This is a genomic window from Leeuwenhoekiella sp. H156 (assembly GCF_052218455.1).
Taxonomy (GTDB): Bacteria; Bacteroidota; Bacteroidia; order Flavobacteriales; family Flavobacteriaceae; genus Leeuwenhoekiella; species Leeuwenhoekiella parthenopeia.
In genome coordinates this window covers 1264673-1284290 of sequence record NZ_CP197499.1, presented here as the reverse complement: position 1 = coordinate 1284290, position 19618 = coordinate 1264673, and the positions used below count along the sequence as shown (strand labels likewise).

The following is a 19618-nucleotide window of genomic DNA, read 5'->3' as shown; positions in this document are numbered from 1 at the left end:
CAGTCGGCAGTAATTTTAATCACACTTTGTATCTTCAAACTGCCCACTGCTACTGCCTGCTGTTTTGTGGTATCAAGCCGTCCCCTTCGATACACCGCTCCTTAGGTCGCGGCACTCAGTGACCGGTTTTCAGTTCACAGTTCACAGTCTCAGTGGGCAGTAATTTTAATCACACTTTGTATTTCAAACTGCCCACTGCTACTGCCTGCTGTTTTGTGGTATCAAGCCGTTCCCTTCGATACACCGCTCCTTGGGTCGCGGCACTCAGTGACCGGTTTTCAGTTTTCAGTTTTCAGTCTCAGTCGGCAGTAATTGTCATCACAATTTGTATTTCAAACTGCCCACTGCTACTGCCCACTGTCTTGTGGTATCAAGCCGTTCCCTTCGATACACCGCTCCTTTAGTCGCAGCACTCAGTGACCGGTTTTCAGTTCACAGTTCACAGTTCACATTTTACAGTCTCAGTCGGCAGAGATTTGTTTTCAATCTGCCAACTGAGACTGCCCGCTGTCTTGTGGTATCAAGCCGTCCCTTTCGATACACCGCTCCTTGGGTCGCGGCACTCGGTTTTCAGTTCACAGTTCACAGTTCACATTTTACAGTCTCAGTCGGCAGAGATTTGTTTTCAATCTGCCAACTGAGACTGCCCGCTGCCTACTGATTAAAGTATTCCGTCTACGATTCCGTATTCTACAGACTCTTCAGCACCCATCCAGTGGTCGCGGTTAAAGTCTTTCATCACTTTATCATAGTCCTGACCGCAGTTTTCGGCAAGAATACGCGCGCTTAATTCTTTGGTTTTTAAAATTTCCTGAGCGGTAATTTCGATATCACTCGCCTGGCCGCGTGCACCGCCGCTGGGCTGGTGAATCATCACACGGGCGTGAGGCTGTATAAAACGACGCCCTTTTTCGCCCACACTCAATAAAATACTACCCATACTGGCAGCCAGACCGGTGCAAATGGTAGAAACCGGACTCTTGATAGACTTTATTGTATCGTAGATTGAAAATCCCGAAGTCACATAACCTCCCGGACTGTTGATGTAAAACTGAATTTCGTCATTGCTAATTGCATCCAGGTACAGCAGGCGGTCTACAACGTGCCTGGCACTTTTGTCGTCAACCTGTCCCCATAAAAAGACTTTGCGCTCTTCAAGCAATTTGGCATCAATAATATCTTGTGGTTTTCCTTTTTTGGTTTCCATTGTTCTTTTTTATTTTCTAATTAAAGCTGTTTGGGCTTCGGCTTTAGGGCCCGTACCCCAGGGTTTCCCGGTTTTTGAGATATGCCGGGCAGCAATTTTACTAACCCAGTAAATTTCGGAACATTTTTTCAGCCCCCCAACAAGTATACAGAATATGTTTGGGAAAAGCTTGTAAAAACATTCCGCTCCCGGCGGGATAAAAATACCACCAAAACCCAATAAAAAAGGCCTGACCCTGCGGTCAAACCTTCTTTATCTTTTTCAAATGCTTTGCGGGTTATAGTAAACCGTCTATAGCTTCTGTATATACATTTTTAGGAGCAACACCTACCTGGCGGCCTACAACTTCACCACCTTTAAACATCAATACCGTTGGGATGTTACGCACGCCGTATTTCGCTGCAAATTCCTGATTGGCATCTACATCAAGCTTACCTACAACCGCTTTGCCTTCGTATTCTTTGCTTATTTCTTCAATTACGGGTCCTACCATTCTGCAGGGACCACACCAGGCTGCCCAAAAGTCAACCAATACCGGCTTGTCTGATTGCAATACCGCTTCTTCAAAATTTGCGTCTGTTATTTCTAGTGCCATTTTTCGTTATTTTAGTGGATTAAAACACAAAATTAGTCATTTATTTTTCCAAAGCTTACAAAAGCCAAATCAGATTTGGCTATCCGTTTATCACTTTAATTGATTTTTAAGGCTTTATCAGGCTGGCTTTGGGCGTGCCCCCGCAAAAGGCGGGGTCGGGCTGTACGCTATATCTTTTTTACGGCAACAGGAATCTTTTTGCTCAATTTAAGCATCTTGTAATTGCCGTAAAAAAGGATGCCGCTGCCATCCCTCACGCGGGCATTAGCCTTCCGTTTTTGATACCGTATAAATCAGGGCACCATAACTGGGGATGTTAAATACTCCCGTAAAAGGCTTCCCGTCTGTCTCGCGCTCCTCTTTAACCAGATCCCGTACCTCCAGATCTGAAAGTGCTTCGTCATAACCTTTCCAGTCTGCGTTGATGCGTAGTTTCCAGTTTTTATGGGTGTCGATGCCTATTCCATAGTCGGTATAATCCTGGTTCCTGAAATTCAAAATTACCAGCACCTGTTCTTCTTCAGCCCCGCCGCGCTTATAGGCCAGTACTTTGGTTTCCGTATTAAAATGGATGATTTGCAGATGTTGCCCGTTAAGTCCGTTTGCACCTTCCAGCGCTCCGGTTCTGAGTCTGATGATATCGCCCAGCAATTGGGCAATGCCCTGATGTCTGTCGTGTTTGTCCCAATCCAGCGCTTCGGTATCCTGAAAATACTCGTCCTCAATAAACTCCTGCCCCTGAAACAGCATCGGGATTCCCGGTGCCGTCAGCGTAAGTACCATGCCCAAAATCGCACGGCGTTTGGCAAATTCGCTCTCCGCATCCCCCGGCTGAATTTCCTCAGGCACGCGGGCTTTTCCGTTGGCTACCTCGTCGTGCGATTCGGTATAGACCACCCGTTTAAACACGTTTCCGCTGTACGTGTATTCCAGCGCATCTACAATCTTCTGAAGATCACGACCGTCATCGCTGGTATTCTGCAAAACTTCACGCACCGGGTGTACAAAATGCATATCCCATTGCGCACCGTAGCCTATTCCGCCGTAGGCGATACCGTTGGTGACAAACTCGTCGCCCTTTAAATCCTCGGCAATGGTGAGCACTTTAGGATATTTGGCTTGTAATTCCTGATTGATATCGCGCATCATCTGGTTGCCTTCGTCAATCGCGGTATCTGCCCCCAGACCGCCGCCTTCATAGCGAATGTAGGAGGTCGCATCCATACGCAGGCCGTCACAATGGTATTTTTCAATCCACATCAAGGCGTTATCGCGCAAATACTGGCGTACTTCGGGTCTGCCGTAATCGGGTCGCGTGTCTCCCCAGGGTGTTGTGCTGCGGTGGTCGTTGTAAAAGTAAATACCACCCTTTTCATTATCGCTCCAGCCGTCAAACTGCCACAAATCCACATCGCTGGGGCCAAAATGGTTGTACACCACATCCATAATCACGGCGATACCATGTTGGTGCGCTTCGTTAACCAGCTTCGCAAAACCATCGGGACCTCCATAATCGGTTTCAACGGCAAAGGGCTGCGCGGGATTATAACCCCACGAAATACCCCCGGCAAATTCCGCCACCGGTAGCAATTCAATACAGTTGATGCCTAGTTCCTGAAGATACGGTAATTTTTCAATCACATCTTCAAAGGTGCCTACACGATCCGGGTCTTTGCGGTTAAAGGTGCCCACGTGCAGTTCATAGATCACGAGTTTATTCCAGTCGTCGATTTCAAAAGCCTCATCATTCCATTCAAAATCGAGACTTCTGATGATGCTGTTGCCGTTACTGTTAGTCATTTCAAACGCATAGGGATCGTTGCGAAACAGCTTTTGCTCCCCATTGTGAATGATGTATTTGTATTCATCGCCTTCCTGCGCATCTGCAGAGGCACCTGCCCAGTAGCCGTTTTCTTCGGCTTCGAGGGCAAAATCAGTTTCCTGCCAGTTATTAAAATCCCCGGTAACGTAGACTTTATCGGCGTTGGGCGCCCAAACGCGAAAGGTAGTTACCCCGTCAAGCAAAACGGCTCCCATTCCGGCCGATTTTTCAATTGTAGTTTGCATAATTTACAGCTTTATCCTGTCGAAATTACTAAAGCATCCCGGCTGTAACCGCTTTGTTGTGATATGCTTAACTGCCAAATAAAGCATAAAAAAACCACCTGGTGTGGGTGGTTCTCTTTTCTTATTGTCAGTCTGCCCCGAGGCTTCGGGGGTCGAAGACAATACAATACAAACAAGAGTCTAAACTTCGACCCCCGACCTTTCGGGGCAGTTTGACATCCTCTTCATGGTAGATGGAAACAATAAACTCAATTATTCTGATAAATGCTTACCGTTCCGGAAGCTTCGTGCGCTGCGATGATGAGGTCTTTACCGTTAGGACTGTCTTCTCGTGATACCGTGATCAGTCCTTCAGGAGCCACATCGGTGTTGCGTTGCAGCCATTGCAGGAATACCGGTGCAGCCGGGTTGGTTACATCATATACCATCAATGCACTTACGCGCTCCAGGCCTATGATTGCGATCTGGCGCTCGCCGGCTATATCCAATATTGCAGTTGACTCCGGCTCGGCACCCTTATCGTCGCTTCTGCCGTCTTTTTCACCGTCCTGAAGATTGGTTGCGTTGTCTTCATTGTCCAGGTTAAAATACTGGGGTGCAAACTCCAGGTTTTTACGGGCGATGTCATCGCCGCTGTCGTAAACCAAAGTTCCGTTGGTATCCCAGATTGAGAACGAGCGCGCACCGTAGCTGTATAAAGCATCAAAATTCCCGTCGCCATTGGTATCTCCGTTTGCCGTTGTGATTTTTAGACGGCCCAGGTTTTCATTTTCCTGTAGCATCGCAATATCAAAAGCAGCAAAGGCATTAGGATCAAGGGTGATGTCTTTAATGCGCTCTTCTTCGCTGTATCCGTCGTAATCGCGGGAGTCGCCCTCGTTAGCGGTGATCAGATAGCTCATTCCGTTTGCGGTGAAATGTGATATCGCATCGGGCATATAAATCCCGAACACCGGCCAGTTTTTGAGTTCGTCAACATCATCGCGGTTGCTGGCATCGAGCATGTTTTCGCTTTGCGAAAAGTCTTTAAAGCCTAACGGATAAATGTCTGTAATGCTTGCCGTGGCGATATCGAGTTTGGCTATGCCGTTGTTTTCCTGAAGCGTGATCCAGGCGGTAGCCGAGTCGTCTGAGACTGCGATGTATTCAGGTTCTATGTCCTGCGTAAAAGACGCGCCCGGGCCAAAAATACGGAAGCCTTCTGCTTCCAGACTGGCTTGTTGCCCGCTAAATGCGCTAAAACCGGCATTACGCACCGTACCTGTCGCCAGGTCGATCACGCTTACCGAACCTTCCGGATCTACGGTATAGGCATCGTTGGGTTCGCCTTCATTGGCTACCAGAATGTAGTTGCCGTCTGGCGTAAAGGTCACCATATCGGGCAGGGCGCCCACGGTATATTCGGCATCCAGGCTGAGGTCAGAAGTGTTGTATACGGCAACTTTCCCGTTGTTTTGTTTTACCGCATTTTCAATGGCAATGGCCAGTTTGCCGTCTTTTACGGCTACGCTGTTTACCGTTCCCACGGCTAAAAAGGAAGCTTCCAAAAGTACCGGATTTGCAGGGTCTGAAAGATCAACCACCGAAACGCCGTTTTTCTCGGAGTTGGTTACAAATAAACGCTGGGTTTGCGGGTCGTAGGCACTGATTTCGGCAGCGGCCTCGCCACCCAGATCCACAGAAGCGAGGTAGGTAAAATTAACTGTGGTATCTACCACCGGTTGTGTGGTGTCATCGTCATTTTCACAGCCTGTAAATGCCAGTGCCGCCACGACTAAAGCGGAAAGTATTCTTTTTTTCATGTCTTGTTTGGTTTGAGGACGTGAAAATAGCGCGGTCGCAGGCAAGTATGGGTTTATACAGGATTACGGCTTTGCTAAATAATCGTTACGCCGGGGTGTAAGAGCCGGTTGGGATAAAGTTTTGGTAACCTTTGGGTAAAGAAGGAGGGGAGTTGGGGATTTTGTTTGTTTTTTGGGCGTGACCCCGCAAAAGGCGGGGTCGGGCCTGCCTGCCGGCAAAGGCAGGCTTTCTGTTTCAGGTCCTCGTCCCGATAAAAATCGGGACTGTGGGCTTTTCACTACAATCCCTCACGCGGGTTATTAATGACCTTTTTAATTACGGCACTACTAAGCTCTTTCCAGTTTTCGTTAGAGCTAAGAATTACTCTAACTTCTTCGTTTTGGAGATTTGATACCAAATTCATAACAGGATCGGCATTACTTAAATCTGAGTGAAATTGAAAAACCAAATCGCTCGTAAAAATGGTATATATATTTTCTGATGTTTGATAGGCAGTCAGTCCGCCTATGAAATGCCTGTCATTAAATTCTGGTTTAAAAACAACAAAATGATAATTGGGAGTGTTTTCAATTTTAGATAATTCTTCGACAAGCTCTTTATGTTTTTCTTTTAAATTCCTACTTAAAAAAAGTCTTAACTCTTCTTCAATTAAATCTGGGAGTTTAAATTTTTCATATAAAATGGATTGAGAAATAGAAGTTCGCCAAAATAAAGAGAGCGAAAATAATTTAAAGAATATTGGGTTGATGTTATTTGGAATCAATAATCTATTAGAATATACTTGAATCAATCGGAAATCATTTTTTCGATTTCTAAAGTCATTTATTGATACTAATTTTCTTGCGAAATAGGTCTCAAGTATTGCGAATTTTTGTTCGCAACCCGAGCAAAACAAAAAATCTTCTTTCGGAATATCTTGAATTTTTCGATTCCCACCGCCCTTCTTAATTTCTAACGCCTCCCTGTGTATGTGACTATTGAAAAGCGGTTTCCCAAGAAATTTTGGTATTATATGTGAATTCTCTTTATCAGCATTTCGAACTTTACAAAGCTTACATAAATTCATTCTTATTTAGTTTATAAGTAAGTCTTTTTAAAAACTAGCCATTGATATAACTCTGCGTTAGGGATTGCAGCGTAAATCCTGTCCCGATCCCGATATTTATCGGGACGGGACAGATTGCAGCGAATGACCCGACCCCATCTTAAGAGGGGGGAACGCCCAAATTATCTTTACAGTTAATTCAATTTAAAACTAAAGCGTTGCGCATTTAGCTCGTGCAATAGGGCGCTGCTTATTTTTACCTTTTTCTTTCGACTGGGCATTTGCAAGGCGATTTTTTCGTCGCTTTCAAACACGTAAAAATGCAAATTATGATCGCCGCGGTGGTTAAACAGGGTTTCCCGAAGCTGCTCTATACGGGCACTTTGCACTTCCTTCAAATCAAGGTTGATCGTGAGTTTTTTGCTAAACGTCTCCATCACGTCCTGCAACTGCATAAAGTTGTTGAACTGCAAACGCGGTTCGCCTTTTTTGCCGGTATCGCGGTTCGTCCATCCCTCGCGTACAAACACACGCATATGCACAAAGGAGTTGGGTATTAGAAAATGCCTGAACTTGAGGTACTCCTCGCCAAACATCCTAAACTCAAAAGACTCGTCAAAATCTTCTACCGTAAAGGCGGCCCAGCCTTTACCGTTTTTGGAAACCCGGTGCTGCACGTCGCTAATGACCCCGCCAATCGTGAGTTCGCGGTTGAGGTGCTGCTCCAGATTGTTAAAATCACTGATTTTACCGTTGCAAAAGTTTTCCATTTCCAGTTTAAAATCATCGAGCGGATGGCCCGAAATGTAGATACCCACCACTTCCTTCTCGCGGCGCAGTTTTTCCATCGTGCCCCATTCTTCGCAGGGCGGCACAAGGGGCTCGGGGATCTGCACTTCGCTGGCTTCGCCAAAAAGACTTACCTGAGCCGAGTTTTCATTTTCCTGAAACTTGGCACCGTATTTTACCGCTTTCTCCAAAAAGGTGATACCGTCGCCCTCATCTTTAAAATACTGGGCGCGGTGGGTCGCGGTAAAGCTGTCAAAGCCCCCGGCAAGCGCGAGGCTTTCAAAGGCTTTTTTATTGGCTGCCCGCAGATCGATGCGTTTCGCAAGGTCAAAAACCGAGCGATACGGACCGTCTTTCCGGTTTTCAACAATGGTTTGTACGGCATTACCGCCCACACCTTTAACGGCTCCCATCCCAAAACGGATGGCGCCGCGGTCGTTTACGGTAAATTTTCTAAAGGATTCATTGACATCAGGACCCAAAACCTCGAGCCCCATACGCTTACACTCTTCCATAAAGAAGGTGACCTGCTTGATGTCGTTCATATTGTTTGACAGTACCGCCGCCATATATTCGGCAGGGTAGTGGGCCTTGCAATAGGCGGTCTGGTAGGCAATCCACGCGTAGCAGGTAGAGTGCGACTTGTTAAAAGCGTAGGCTGCAAAAGCTTCCCAGTCTTTCCAGATTTTCTCGAGGATTTCACGCGGATGCCCGTTTTTCTCCCCGCCATCGAGAAACTGGGGTTTTAATTTTTCGAGCAGGGCGAAAATCTTTTTACCCATCGCCTTCCGCAACACGTCGGCATCACCTTTACTGAAGCCTGCCAGACTCTGCGACAGGAGCATCACCTGCTCCTGATACACGGTAATCCCGTAGGTTTCTTCCAGGTATTCCTGCATCGCCGGCAGGTCGTACTGAATCTCTTCTTCCCCGTGTTTCCGCGCGATAAAGCTGGGGATGTATTCCATTGGTCCCGGGCGGTACAGCGCGTTCATCGCAATAAGATCTTCAAACACGGTGGGCTTTAAGGCCTGCATATGTTTCTGCATTCCTGGCGATTCGTATTGGAATATCCCTACCGTATCCCCGCGTTGAAAGAGTTCGTAGGTCTTTTGATCATCAAGCGGGAAGTTATCGGGATCGAGGTCGATGCCGTGCTTGTGCTTCACCAGTTTTACGGTGTCTTTAATCAGCGTAAGGGTCTTCAGACCCAGGAAGTCCATTTTCAGGAGCCCTGCTTCTTCCACGACCGAGTTGTCAAACTGGGTGACGTAGAGGTCGGAATCTTTTGCTGTAGAAACGGGAACGAAATTGGTAATATCATCGGGTGTGATGATCACCCCACAGGCGTGAATCCCCGTGTTACGCACCGAACCTTCCAGTTGGCGCGCCTGGCGCAGGGTTTGCCCCTCCAGGTCATCACCTTCGGCCAGATTAAGCAGTTCGTTAACCTTTACCAGATCGTCTGAGCGGAATTTTTTCTTGAGATCAGCCTCGCTTTGCCCGAATATTTTCGCCAGCTTAGACATATTGGGGATTAGCTTGGCGATGCGGTCTGCATCACCCAGTGGCAGATCGAGTACCCGCGCGGTATCGCGAATAGACGACTTGGCCGCCATCGTACCGTAGGTGATGATCTGCGCCACCTGATTGGCCCCGTATTTATTGATTACATAATCCATAACCCGGCTGCGGCCCTCATCATCAAAATCGATATCAATATCGGGCATACTCACCCGGTCCGGATTGAGGAAACGCTCAAACAGCAGGTCGTACTTGATCGGGTCAATGTTTGTAATCCCCAGACAGTAGGCCACGGCAGAACCGGCAGCCGAACCCCGGCCGGGACCTACCGATACATCCATATTACGCGCCTCGCGGATAAAGTCTTCCACGATAAGGAAATACCCGGGATAACCCGTGTTTTCGATAACGCTCAGCTCAAAGTCAAGGCGCTCCTTGATTTCGGGGGTGATTTCTTTATAGCGTTTTTTGGCACCTTCGTAGGTGATGTGCGCCAGGTATTTGTTTTCCCCGCGCTTGCCGCCATCCAGTTTATCTTCTTCAAACTGAAATTCTTCGGGAATCTTAAAGGCAGGTAAGAGTACATCTCGTGCCAGTTCAAAGGCTTCGATCTTATCAACCACTTCCGAAACATTGCTGATGGCTTCGGGCAAATCGGTAAACAGGGCTTTCATCTCGTCTGCCGATTTGAAGTAATATTCTTCATTATCAAGCCCAAAACGATAGCCGCGCCCACGACCTTTTGGTGTTGCCACCTTTTCACCATCCTTTACGCAAAGCAGAATATCGTGCGCCGTAGCGTCTTCCTTACTGATGTAGAAGGTGTTGTTTGTAGCAACCAGTTTGACGTTGTGTTTTTTGGAAAACTCCACCAAAGTCAGATTTACCCGGTCTTCATCTTCCTGACCATGGCGCATCACCTCGATGTAGAGGTCGTCGCCAAAGGTTTCCTTCCACCAAAGCAGGGCTTCTTCGGCTTGTTTTTCGCCCACATTCAGCACTTTGCCCGGTACTTCCCCATAAAGGTTACCGGTAAGTACGATGAGGTCCTCTTTATAACGCTCTACAATGCTTCGGTCTATACGCGGCACGTAGTAAAACCCGTCTGTGTAGGCGATAGAGGCCATTTTGGCCAGATTGTGATAGCCTTTTTTGTTTTTGGCCAAAAACACAATCTGATAGCCGTTGTCTTTTTGACTTTTATTGGTGTGGTCTTCGCAGACGTTAAGCTCAATCCCTACAATGGGTTTGATGATGGTTTCGGTGGGCGTTTCGCCCGCTTCTTCCAGTTGTTTGTTTTTTGCAGCAGCCGCCTTGTTATGGGCGCTTAGTGCTTTCACAAAGTGGAAAGCCCCCATCATATTGCCCATATCGCTCAGGGCAACTGCAGGCATTTTTTGGCTTTTGGCAGCTGCCACCAGGTCGTGAACGCTGGAGGTAGACTGTAGGATGGAAAACTGGGAGTGGTTATGCAGGTGTACAAAATCTACCTTGGCCAGTTGCTCCTTGTTTTCCTTGATTTCTTCCCTTGAAATATCGGCCTGATCTGCTTTTTGCAGGGTTTTGCGTATTTCTTTGGAAGCTTTTTTCAGGTTGATGTGCTTCAGCCCGATGAATTCTATAGGCTGTGGATTCTCCCTGTCAAACTTCTCAAAGTATCCCGCAGGAACATCAAGTTGTTCCTGGGTGAAAATGCGACGGCGTACCAGTTCAAAGAAGCAACGCGTGGTTGCCTCAACGTCTGCGGTGGCATTGTGCGCTTCAGCAAAAGGCTGATTAAACAGGTACTGGTGCAATTCGGTTAGGGTAGGGAGTTTAAAACGCCCCCCACGCCCGCCGGGAATCTGGCAGAGTTGTGCGGTGGTTTCGGTACAGGTGTCGAGAACCGGCAATTCCTGCAGCTGGTTAGCCACGTCAAGCCGGTGAAACTCTGCACCCATGATATTCACGTCAAAGCCTACATTCTGACCTACAACAAATTTGGTTTTCGCTAAAGCCGTTTTAAATTTCCCTAGGACTTCTCCTAAAGGCAAACCGTCACGCTGGGCCAGCTCAGTAGAAATACCGTGTATACGCTCGGCATCAAAGGGAATGTCAAAACCATCGGGACGAATTAAGTAATCCTGATGCTCGATACAGTTACCCATATCGTCGTGCAGTTGCCATGCGATCTGTATGGCGCGGGGCCAGTTATCAGAATCGGTGATGGGCGCATTCCAGTCTTTGGGTAAGCCGGTGGTTTCAGTATCAAATATGAGGTACATCGCTGATTGTGTTTGAGTTGTCCCGATGTTTCGGGGATGAAATTTTTTCGCGAAAGCGAAAACTGCTAAATGTTTAAAATTATAGAAATGCCTTCGCTTTATAAAGGAATCTTCTCAGCAGTTATTAACGGATTTAGACGAAACAAAAAAACAGCCCTGACAAAACTGTCAGAGCTGTTTTTCTGGCGAATTAATCGCCGGCTAATTCAAATATTGGGGCTTTTACGCCATAATCTCAAATGCTTTTACTTCTTCTAAAGCACTCTTGATGTGATCGCGCTGCACCTTTAAAATGGACTCAGTCGTGGGCGGTAAGTTTGGCTCTTCGAGGATATTGTTATATTCTTCGATCGCCATTTTCTCACCTCTGATAGTTTCTTCTAAAATAGCTTCTTCACTATCATTAGATAAGGTCGACTTTACATTCATCCATACGCGGTGCGCATCGCCGACTAAGCTGGTTCCCTTATCGGGAGTTTCGCCATATACTTTGATTTCATTTTTCAGCTGATGGCCAAAATCATAACGTTCTTTGGCTCTCGCATTAAAATATTCTTTCAAAGTATTATTCTTTACGTTTTCGGAAGCTAATTTATATCCGGCTTCTGAATCGTAATTCTTGGTTAATAATTCATTTAGTTTATTCGAAATTTTCTCGGTATACTTCATCTTCAATCTTCTTTTAAATTATCGAAACATTTTTGGTTAGTAGTGAACGTGTTTCGTTAACGTTCATAAATAATATAAGGGATTAAGTGTCTGATTCCAAATTAATTAAGAAGCTTTAACGTTATAGCTGAAGCTTTAACATCAATTGGGAAAACACACCTGAAAGTTCTTATTATGCAGTTGCTTCCAGAGCTTTGGCTTCGTTTAGTGCCATTTTCACACTGTTACGTTGAGTAGCCAAAATGGTAGCAGTAGAAGTTGGTAAATCGGTATCTTCAATGATCTCGTTGTATTCTTCCAATGCTGCTTTTTCGCCTCTAATGGCTTCTTCCAAAACAGCTTCATCCTTATCTGAAGAAAGTGCGGTCTTTAGGTCCATCCATAAGCGATGGGCATCACCGGCAAGACTGGTACCCTTATCCGGTTCCTGACCAAAACCTTTGAGTTCTGCTTTTAGTTCGTGTCCAAAATCGTAACGATCCTGTGCGCGGCTCAGGAGGTAGGATTTAAGCGCTGCGTTTTTTACTTTTTCGGCCGCTTTCTTATATCCGGCTTCTGCATCGTAATTTTTTTCTAACAATTCGTTGAGCTTTTTGCCCATTTCTTCTGAATAACTCATAGCTTGATTTTTTAAATTTCTTCGCCCGATTCTTTCGAACTTTTCATCAAGTTACATTTGATTGGGATTGCTATGATCATCATTAACAGGATTTAACCCGTTTTAAGGGGAATTAACAGCAGGTTTAAGAGTATTTCTGTTAAAAAAATAACGCGCTGCAAAAGCTGCAGCGCGTTAGCTTTAGTATACTTGATATTTTGGTATAAATCCTGTCCTAAAATAAATGCATTAGTCCTAAGAATTTCTTTTCTAATATCTATTTGAATTGTACAGGGAAATCCATTGCGTTAGAATACGAATGGTTATTGATAATTTTCTTTACTTTTCTTTGCTTGTCCAAAGAAAAGTAACAAAAGAAAGGACACTTTTTCTTAGGCATTTTTGCCTTATCAGGCAAAACCGCAAGAAGCCTCCTAAATTTTCTCCAGGGCTTCGAAAATTTTCAACGGAGACTTCTTGCTATGCTGAAGAAAAAGAATGCTAAAGAAGAAAATTAGCCCATCGATTCAAATTTAATTACCAGCATTAGTATTTACAGGTGCTAGCCAGGCAAATCCAAAATTTAGAATGTCATTGATTTTGTTTTAATTATTCTCAAAAGCCAGATCGATACGGGCGATTAAATCTTCATAATGCAGGCGGGTCATCCCGTCTGAAGTCGCGTTTTTGCGATTTCTTAAATCATTTCGCAGTCGCGAAAGCGTACCGCGCATCAGGGCGCTTACATCTGATTTCAGGATTTCATCATCATTAGCTCTTTCTTTATTGATATAGTCTGTAGCGATATCGATAAAATTGCGTTGCAGGTTTCGTCGGTAGGCGTCGGTCTTTTGACCACGGTATAGCTCGCTGAAAATTCCTGTACGCAAATCGGTCATCAACTCTAATGGAGTATAAGCAACAGCGCCGTTGTTTTCGGTGTTTTCAGCCATACGGTTTAGGCGGCTTGTGCTCAACAGACCACTAAGTGCCCGCGATTGAAGACTTTCTACTCGCTCAATGGCACCGGTTGATTCAATTCGGTTTAAAAGTTCTTCGTGTAATAGCCATTCCGGAGTGCTAAATGCGTGATCGTTTAAAAAACGCACGGCTCGCTCCTGAATTTCTTTAGGAACCGGCTCGTAAACCGCTCCATCCTGATCTGCCGTTTTGATGGTCTCATAGTAACCGCCCACATTGGTAATGACGTGAAAGATATATCCGCGCCATAAGCCGGTGAGTTCGCCATAGACTTCATCAAGGCTGTCGTAGCCGTAGCCGTCTTTAGTTGTCCAGTCAATCAGGTTAGGCACCACTTTTTTGAGATTAGCCAGGCCGTATTCGCTGGCTTTGATGTTGTCGTCGCCCAGACTTTCGGTTTGGGAGCGCGGGTCAATACCGTCTGCACTGCCAAACTGATACCAGGGGTTGTCTGCCTTGTCCAGAATCCATTGGTCCAGAGTTTCTTTTTCTGCTTCGGGTGAATCCGCTGCGGGTAAGTAGCGGTATCCCCAGTTTACGGCATACATATCGTAAGGTCCCATCATACGGATGTAGCGCACACCGTCGTCACCGGGTTGTGCCACGTAGTTCACCCGGGCATAATCCATAATAGAAGGGGTGAGGCCGTACTTTTGAGTAAACGAAGCCACACGCAATGAATCGGTAGGATAGGCCGAGCTGGCTTTCATATTGTGCGGAAGGCCAATGGCATGCCCTACTTCATGAGCGATCACCATACGCATCATTTCGCCAATTTCCTCTTCGGGAGTGTTTAGCGTGCGGGCATCGGGATTTTGAGCGCCGGCTTCTATCATAAAACGGTTGCGATAGGAGCGCAGGTGATTGTGGTACCAGATTACATCGCTTTCCAGAATTTCACCCGTTCGCGGGTCTGCTACAGAAGGCCCCACGGCATTACGTGTGGTGCTGGCTACATAACGTATAACCGAGTAGCGCACGTCTTCCGGACTAAACTCAGGGTCTTCTTCAGTAGTTGGCGGATCTTTGGCAATGATGGCATTCTTAAAGCCGGCACCTTCAAAGGCTTTATTCCAGTCTTCAATACCCTGCTTAAAATAGGGGCGCCACTTCATCGGAGTTGCAGGATCCAGATAATATACAATAGGTTTTACGGGTTCAACGAGTTCGCCGCGCTTATAGGCCTCTATATCTTTTGGGACCAGCCTCCAGCGTTTCAGGATGCGGTAATCGTCAGATTTGAGTTCGTCTGAATCGTAATCGTATTTTCTAAGGGTAAACCAGCCTACGCGGGGATCTGCAAGTCGCGGTTGCATTTTGTCTTCGGGAAGAAGAATCATCGACTGATTCATTAAAAAGGTCAAAGTTCCGGCCTGATCGCGCGATGGTGGTTCATCGGCCTCGTAAGTCATGACGTGTTTAACCTCGATATTTTGAGGATATGCATTTGCCGATTCGATATATGAACGGTCGCTGTCCAGCCTTTTGATGCCGTATTGTTTGCGGCTTCGGGAAGATACCGGGTTGATCGCACTGATATCTTTGCTGAAAAAATCGGTGATGTCTACTACGGCAGAAGAATCTTTGGAAAAGGTTTTAATATCGGCACTAAACAAAATAGGGTAGAAGTTGTTAGCCAAAACCGATTTGGTAATGGGGCTTTCGGCATCGCTTTCATTTTCAAAACTGATGACTTTTATATCAACTTTGTTGCCTCTGCGTTCCCAGCGAACAACCTGCTCATTTACTTTAGAACCGGCATTCACATAACCGCCGCCATATTCTGAAGGCACCTTGGCAATGCGGCTTACAAGCAGCATATCTTTATTGAGGAGCGAGTCGGGAATCTCGAAGTACAACTTCTCATCTACACGATGGGTGGTAAAGAGTCCGGCATCAGAAACTGCCTCTTTGGTAATTACCTCATTATAAGGTTTAAATTTTGCGTCTTTTGCTTTAGGCTTTGCGGCATCGGCAGATGCAGCGGCTTTTTGTTGTGTTTTGCAGCCAAAGGTAAGCATGGCGGCAAAACCTATAAGAGTAATACGTTTCAGCATAAATTAATTTTTGCTGCTGAAGTTACTCAATTCGTGTTTAAAATGCCCTTAAAATAAAGGCTAAAGGAGTAATTAGTAGTAGTGTCTCAGGCAAAATGCGTAAGTCTGGGAAAGTTCTCTCAGCTTTCGGCTGAAGTCTTTGTCTAATTCGGACTCGCCCAATTCTTTACCATCACTCTTTTTCGCGCTGTAGCTGTGGACTAGTCGGCTTTTAAAAAGTTCAACTTCTTCCGGTGAGATTTGCGCACGCAGGTTGCAGGCGTATTTTTTGGATTCACCGAAATTTTCAGAGGGTAACTCCAGTTTTAGATCGAGCTCCTCTTCATTTTTAAAGCTGAAAGTGATCTGGTCTCCGGGTTGAAGAGCTGTAAGTTCCTGCCGCAGGCCAAAAATGATATAGTGCTGGTCTTTGATCGATTGAAACCCGATATGAATTTGGTTATCGGTTTCGGGGGTAAATTTATTTGATTTTGAAGTGCGGCTGCGTACAAAGTAAAGTCCCTTTCCTTCTGATGTTTCTTCGATAACAAGTATAGAATGCCCTCCAAAAATATAGCGCTTTGCCCTGGTAAGTTCTTCGGTGGTGATCAGATAATTAGGAGCAAACAGGAGATGGCGCTCCATGTTTTTATCTAAGGTATCATTTCGTTTAAACAGTTTTGAAAAAAACATAAAAGGAGATTGGATTTAGGATATGCAATTAGAGACTTTTAAAGTTCTACAGTGCCGGCAATTGAAATTGAATGACATGTCTAAATCCGGAATTTGGCAGGGGCGATCCGGTCTTTAAATTAATTTTTCTCAGTTTTAAGCATTTATTTTTACAAATATACAAAAGCTAGATTTCACACTAAGTTGTAAACTTTTACATATTTGATAATTTTTAAAACATTAACAAATAGAACGACAAAAAAACCCTCACAATCAGATGATTAAGAGGGTTTTAAGTACTCGGGACGGGACTTGAACCCGTACGAACTAATGTTCATTGGATTTTAAGTCCAACGTGTCTACCAATTCCACCACCCGAGCCGGGCTTTTAAAAAAAAACTCCATTTCAAATGGAGTTTCTACTGGAGCGAAAGACGGGATTTGAACCCGCGACCCTCACCTTGGCAAGGTGATGCTCTACCCCTGAGCTACTTTCGCATATGTGCTAGACCAATTGTCTAATGCGGATGCAAATTTACAAGATTTCTTCAATCTGCAAAGCAAAATTCCTAAAAAAATAAAATTGATTACGAAACCTTGTTTTTTGAATTGCGCACGAGCATACGTTTGATCTCATTGAGTTTCATCAGGGCCTCAACCGGGGTGAGCGTATCTATATCAGTATGAAGTATTTCGTCTTTTATTTCCTCCAAAAGCGGATCGTCAAGATTGAAGAAGCTCAGTTGCATTTCATCATCGGCTGCTTTTTGAAGCGCAGATTTTTGATCTTCTTTCCGGTTTGAATTCTCGAGCTGAAGGAGCATTTTATTGGCGCGGTGTAAAACCTGCTGGGGCATTCCGGCCATTTTGGCCACGTGAATCCCAAAGCTGTGCGCGCTGCCTCCCGGAACAAGTTTTCGCAGAAAGAGCACGTTGTCTTTAAGCTCTTTTACCGAAACATTGAAGTTTTTGATGCGCTCAAAGGTCTTGCACATGTCATTGAGTTCATGATAATGCGTGGCAAAAAGGGTCTTTGGTCTTCCCGGATGCTCGTGCAGGTACTCACTTATCGCCCAGGCAATGGAAATTCCGTCATAGGTGCTGGTACCCCGGCCAATCTCATCAAGCAGAACCAGGCTGCGCTCGGAAAGGTTGTTTAGAATACTGGCTGTCTCGTTCATTTCTACCATAAAGGTAGATTCGCCCATAGAGATGTTGTCGCTGGCTCCCACCCGGGTAAATATGCGGTCTACCACGCCTATGCGTGCAGATTGTGCGGGAACAAAGCTTCCCATCTGAGCCAGGAGTACGATCAATGCCGTTTGCCTCAGGATAGCCGATTTACCGGACATGTTTGGTCCTGTAATCATAATCATCTGCTGCTCCTTACGGTCTAAGAAGGTGTCGTTTGCAATATAGGGTTCTCCCAGTGGGAGCTGCTTTTCGATAACCGGATGACGGCCTTCCTTGATTTCCAGATCAAACGATTCGTCAATTTCGGGTCTGACATAGTTGTTTTCTTTTGCCAGACATGCATAGGAACGCAGGCAATCCAGGCGGGCGATGGTATTGGCATTGGTTTGTACCGGCTCTATAAACTGGGTAATCCAGGATACGAGCTGCCCAAAAAGTTGTTGTTCTATGCTAAGAATGCGCTCTTCGGCTCCCAGAATTTTAGCTTCATATTCCTTGAGTTCTTCGGTGATGTAGCGCTCGGCATTTACTAAGGTCTGCTTGCGGATCCATTCTTCGGGAACCTTGTCTTTATGGGTGTTGCGAACTTCGATATAATAACCAAATACGTTGTTTGATGCGATTTTTAACGAAGTAATTCCGGTGCGTTCGGTTTCGCGCTGAAGCATTTGATCCAGGTAATCCTTTCCGCTGGTGGCAAGACCGCGTAATTCATCAAGTTCCTCGTGAAATCCGGTGGCAATGGTATCTCCTTTAAGCACATTTACGGGCGCTTCTTCATTAAGGGTTTCCTTGATTTTAGAGCGCAAATGCTCCAGATTGTTTATTTTGTCTCCAAGTGTTTTAAGCGCATCATTTTGAGCCTGAGACGCCAGAGCTTTGATGGGGACCATAGCTTCAAGCGAATTCTTAAGCTGTATCACTTCTCTGGGCGACACTTTCGCAGTAGCAACTTTTGAAATAAGCCGTTCGACATCGCCTATCTTTTTAATGTGCTGCGAAAGCTTTTCGTAGAAATCGGGCTGCTTCAGCATATAGTCTACTACTTCGAGGCGCTCTTCTATTGCGGGTATCGATTTAAGCGGAAGGGCCAGCCAGCGTTTGAGCAGGCGTGATCCCATAGGAGAGATGGTCTTGTCAATAACATCCAGCAGGGTAATGGCTTTTGCCGAAGTGCCCTGATAGAGCTCCAGGTTTCTTATCGTAAACCGGTCCATCCAGATGTAGGCGTCTTCTGCAATACGGCTTATGCGGGCAATATGCTGCAGTTTGTGATGCTGGGTTTCACTCAGGTAATGCAGTGCAGCCCCTGCTGCGATAATACCTTCCTCAAGATGCTCTATGCCAAAACCTTTAAGTGTTTTGGTATTGAAGTGCTTGTTGAGGCTTTCGTAAGCAAAATCAGATTGAAAAACCCAGTCTTCCTGATAAAACAAATGGTAATCTGTGCCAAAATCTTCTTTAAAATCTGCTTTACGCTTTTTGCTGATGAGCAATTCGCTGGGGTTGAAATTTTGAAGCAGTTTATCAATATAGGCTATGTCCCCCTGAGTCGTTAAAAATTCACCGGTTGAGACATCCAGAAACGATAATCCCAGCAGTCTTTTGCCGTAATGAAGGGCGCCCAGGAAATTGTTGCTTTTGGCCTGAAGTACCTCGTCGTTTAAAGCAACTCCGGGCGTTACGAGTTCGGTAACGCCCCGTTTTACGATGGTTTTAGTGGTTTTTGGGTCTTCAAGCTGGTCGCATATGGCAACCCGGCAACCGGCTTTTACCAGTTTGGGTAAATAGGTGTTGAGCGAATGATGCGGAAAACCGGCCAGTTCGGTGCGTTCACTGCCGTTATTTCTGTTGGTAAGTATGATGCCTAAAATTCCGGCAGCTTTAACTGCATCTTCACCAAAGGTCTCGTAAAAATCACCTACTCTAAACAAAAGCAAGGCATCCGGGTATTTTTGTTTTATCCCGTTGTATTGTTTCATCAAAGGCGTTACCCCTTTGTCTTTGCTTTTTTTAGCCATAAAAACTGCGTGTTTTGCCCGTTAGCGAATGTGCTAAAATTAAAAAATCAGCTTGTTACAACAGGCTTAAGTAGACGTGAGTTATTGTTTTTTTTCAACAATGTAAAGGCTTTAAGCTGTTCTTCTTTTCACTCCTGTATTGTAAACGCGAAT

General features: G+C 45.6%; 11 protein-coding genes and 2 tRNA genes. All 13 read right to left on the bottom strand.

Annotation, left to right across the window (positions count from 1 at the left end):
- Positions 1–661 precede the first annotated feature (661 nt).
- Positions 662–1207: a ClpP family protease gene (locus tag ACSSS3_RS05440; RefSeq protein WP_442846722.1), complete on the bottom strand. Its 546-nt coding sequence runs from the start codon at positions 1205–1207 to the stop codon at positions 662–664.
- A 277-nt stretch (positions 1208–1484) separates the two neighbouring features.
- Entirely contained in the window at positions 1485–1802 is a 318-nt protein-coding gene (trxA, locus tag ACSSS3_RS05435) for a thioredoxin (protein ID WP_099645772.1), read from the bottom strand.
- A gap of 264 nt (positions 1803–2066) precedes the next feature.
- Positions 2067–3869 carry an alpha-amylase family glycosyl hydrolase gene (locus ACSSS3_RS05430; protein WP_442846721.1) on the bottom strand — a complete coding sequence of 601 codons (1803 nt, stop codon included), beginning with the start codon at positions 3867–3869 and terminating at the stop codon, positions 2067–2069.
- Positions 3870–4117: 248 nt separating this feature from the next.
- On the bottom strand, positions 4118–5671 hold the full coding sequence (locus tag ACSSS3_RS05425) for a choice-of-anchor I family protein (RefSeq protein ID WP_442846720.1): 1554 nt from the start codon (positions 5669–5671) through the stop codon (positions 4118–4120).
- Positions 5672–5949: 278 nt separating this feature from the next.
- Entirely contained in the window at positions 5950–6738 is a 789-nt protein-coding gene (locus ACSSS3_RS05420) for a hypothetical protein (RefSeq protein ID WP_442846719.1), read from the bottom strand.
- Between the two features lie 173 nt (positions 6739–6911).
- The gene (gene dnaE / locus ACSSS3_RS05415) at positions 6912–11294 is read right to left on the bottom strand and encodes a DNA polymerase III subunit alpha (RefSeq protein ID WP_442846718.1); all 4383 of its coding nucleotides are present in this window, start codon (positions 11292–11294) and stop codon (positions 6912–6914) included.
- A gap of 222 nt (positions 11295–11516) precedes the next feature.
- The gene (locus ACSSS3_RS05410) at positions 11517–11963 is read right to left on the bottom strand and encodes a ferritin-like domain-containing protein (protein ID WP_442846717.1); all 447 of its coding nucleotides are present in this window, start codon (positions 11961–11963) and stop codon (positions 11517–11519) included.
- Between the two features lie 172 nt (positions 11964–12135).
- Positions 12136–12582 (bottom strand): ferritin-like domain-containing protein, encoded by a 447-nt coding sequence (locus ACSSS3_RS05405; protein WP_442846716.1) that lies wholly within the window; start codon positions 12580–12582, stop codon positions 12136–12138.
- Positions 12583–13166: 584 nt separating this feature from the next.
- Positions 13167–15599 carry a zinc-dependent metalloprotease gene (locus tag ACSSS3_RS05400; protein ID WP_442846715.1) on the bottom strand — a complete coding sequence of 811 codons (2433 nt, stop codon included), beginning with the start codon at positions 15597–15599 and terminating at the stop codon, positions 13167–13169.
- Positions 15600–15671: 72 nt separating this feature from the next.
- Positions 15672–16271, bottom strand: coding sequence for a hypothetical protein (locus ACSSS3_RS05395; RefSeq protein ID WP_442846714.1), 600 nt, complete (start codon positions 16269–16271; stop codon positions 15672–15674).
- A 276-nt stretch (positions 16272–16547) separates the two neighbouring features.
- Positions 16548–16631: transfer RNA gene (locus ACSSS3_RS05390), tRNA-Leu, on the bottom strand.
- A 42-nt stretch (positions 16632–16673) separates the two neighbouring features.
- Positions 16674–16748 (bottom strand) — tRNA-Gly (locus ACSSS3_RS05385).
- Between the two features lie 89 nt (positions 16749–16837).
- Positions 16838–19465: a DNA mismatch repair protein MutS gene (gene mutS, locus ACSSS3_RS05380; RefSeq protein WP_442846713.1), complete on the bottom strand. Its 2628-nt coding sequence runs from the start codon at positions 19463–19465 to the stop codon at positions 16838–16840.
- Positions 19466–19618: the final 153 nt, after the last annotated feature.

What these genes read in the sequence shown, in the direction of transcription:
- ACSSS3_RS05440 (WP_442846722.1), bottom strand. Translation starts at nt 1,207, where the DNA reads ATGGAAACCAAAAAAGGAAAACCACAAGATATTATTGATGCCAAATTG.
- trxA (WP_099645772.1), bottom strand. Translation starts at nt 1,802, where the DNA reads ATGGCACTAGAAATAACAGACGCAAATTTTGAAGAAGCGGTATTGCAA.
- ACSSS3_RS05430 (WP_442846721.1), bottom strand. Translation starts at nt 3,869, where the DNA reads ATGCAAACTACAATTGAAAAATCGGCCGGAATGGGAGCCGTTTTGCTT.
- ACSSS3_RS05425 (WP_442846720.1), bottom strand. Translation starts at nt 5,671, where the DNA reads ATGAAAAAAAGAATACTTTCCGCTTTAGTCGTGGCGGCACTGGCATTT.
- ACSSS3_RS05420 (WP_442846719.1), bottom strand. Translation starts at nt 6,738, where the DNA reads ATGAATTTATGTAAGCTTTGTAAAGTTCGAAATGCTGATAAAGAGAAT.
- dnaE (WP_442846718.1), bottom strand. Translation starts at nt 11,294, where the DNA reads ATGTACCTCATATTTGATACTGAAACCACCGGCTTACCCAAAGACTGG.
- ACSSS3_RS05410 (WP_442846717.1), bottom strand. Translation starts at nt 11,963, where the DNA reads ATGAAGTATACCGAGAAAATTTCGAATAAACTAAATGAATTATTAACC.
- ACSSS3_RS05405 (WP_442846716.1), bottom strand. Translation starts at nt 12,582, where the DNA reads ATGAGTTATTCAGAAGAAATGGGCAAAAAGCTCAACGAATTGTTAGAA.
- ACSSS3_RS05400 (WP_442846715.1), bottom strand. Translation starts at nt 15,599, where the DNA reads ATGCTGAAACGTATTACTCTTATAGGTTTTGCCGCCATGCTTACCTTT.
- ACSSS3_RS05395 (WP_442846714.1), bottom strand. Translation starts at nt 16,271, where the DNA reads ATGTTTTTTTCAAAACTGTTTAAACGAAATGATACCTTAGATAAAAAC.
- mutS (WP_442846713.1), bottom strand. Translation starts at nt 19,465, where the DNA reads ATGGCTAAAAAAAGCAAAGACAAAGGGGTAACGCCTTTGATGAAACAA.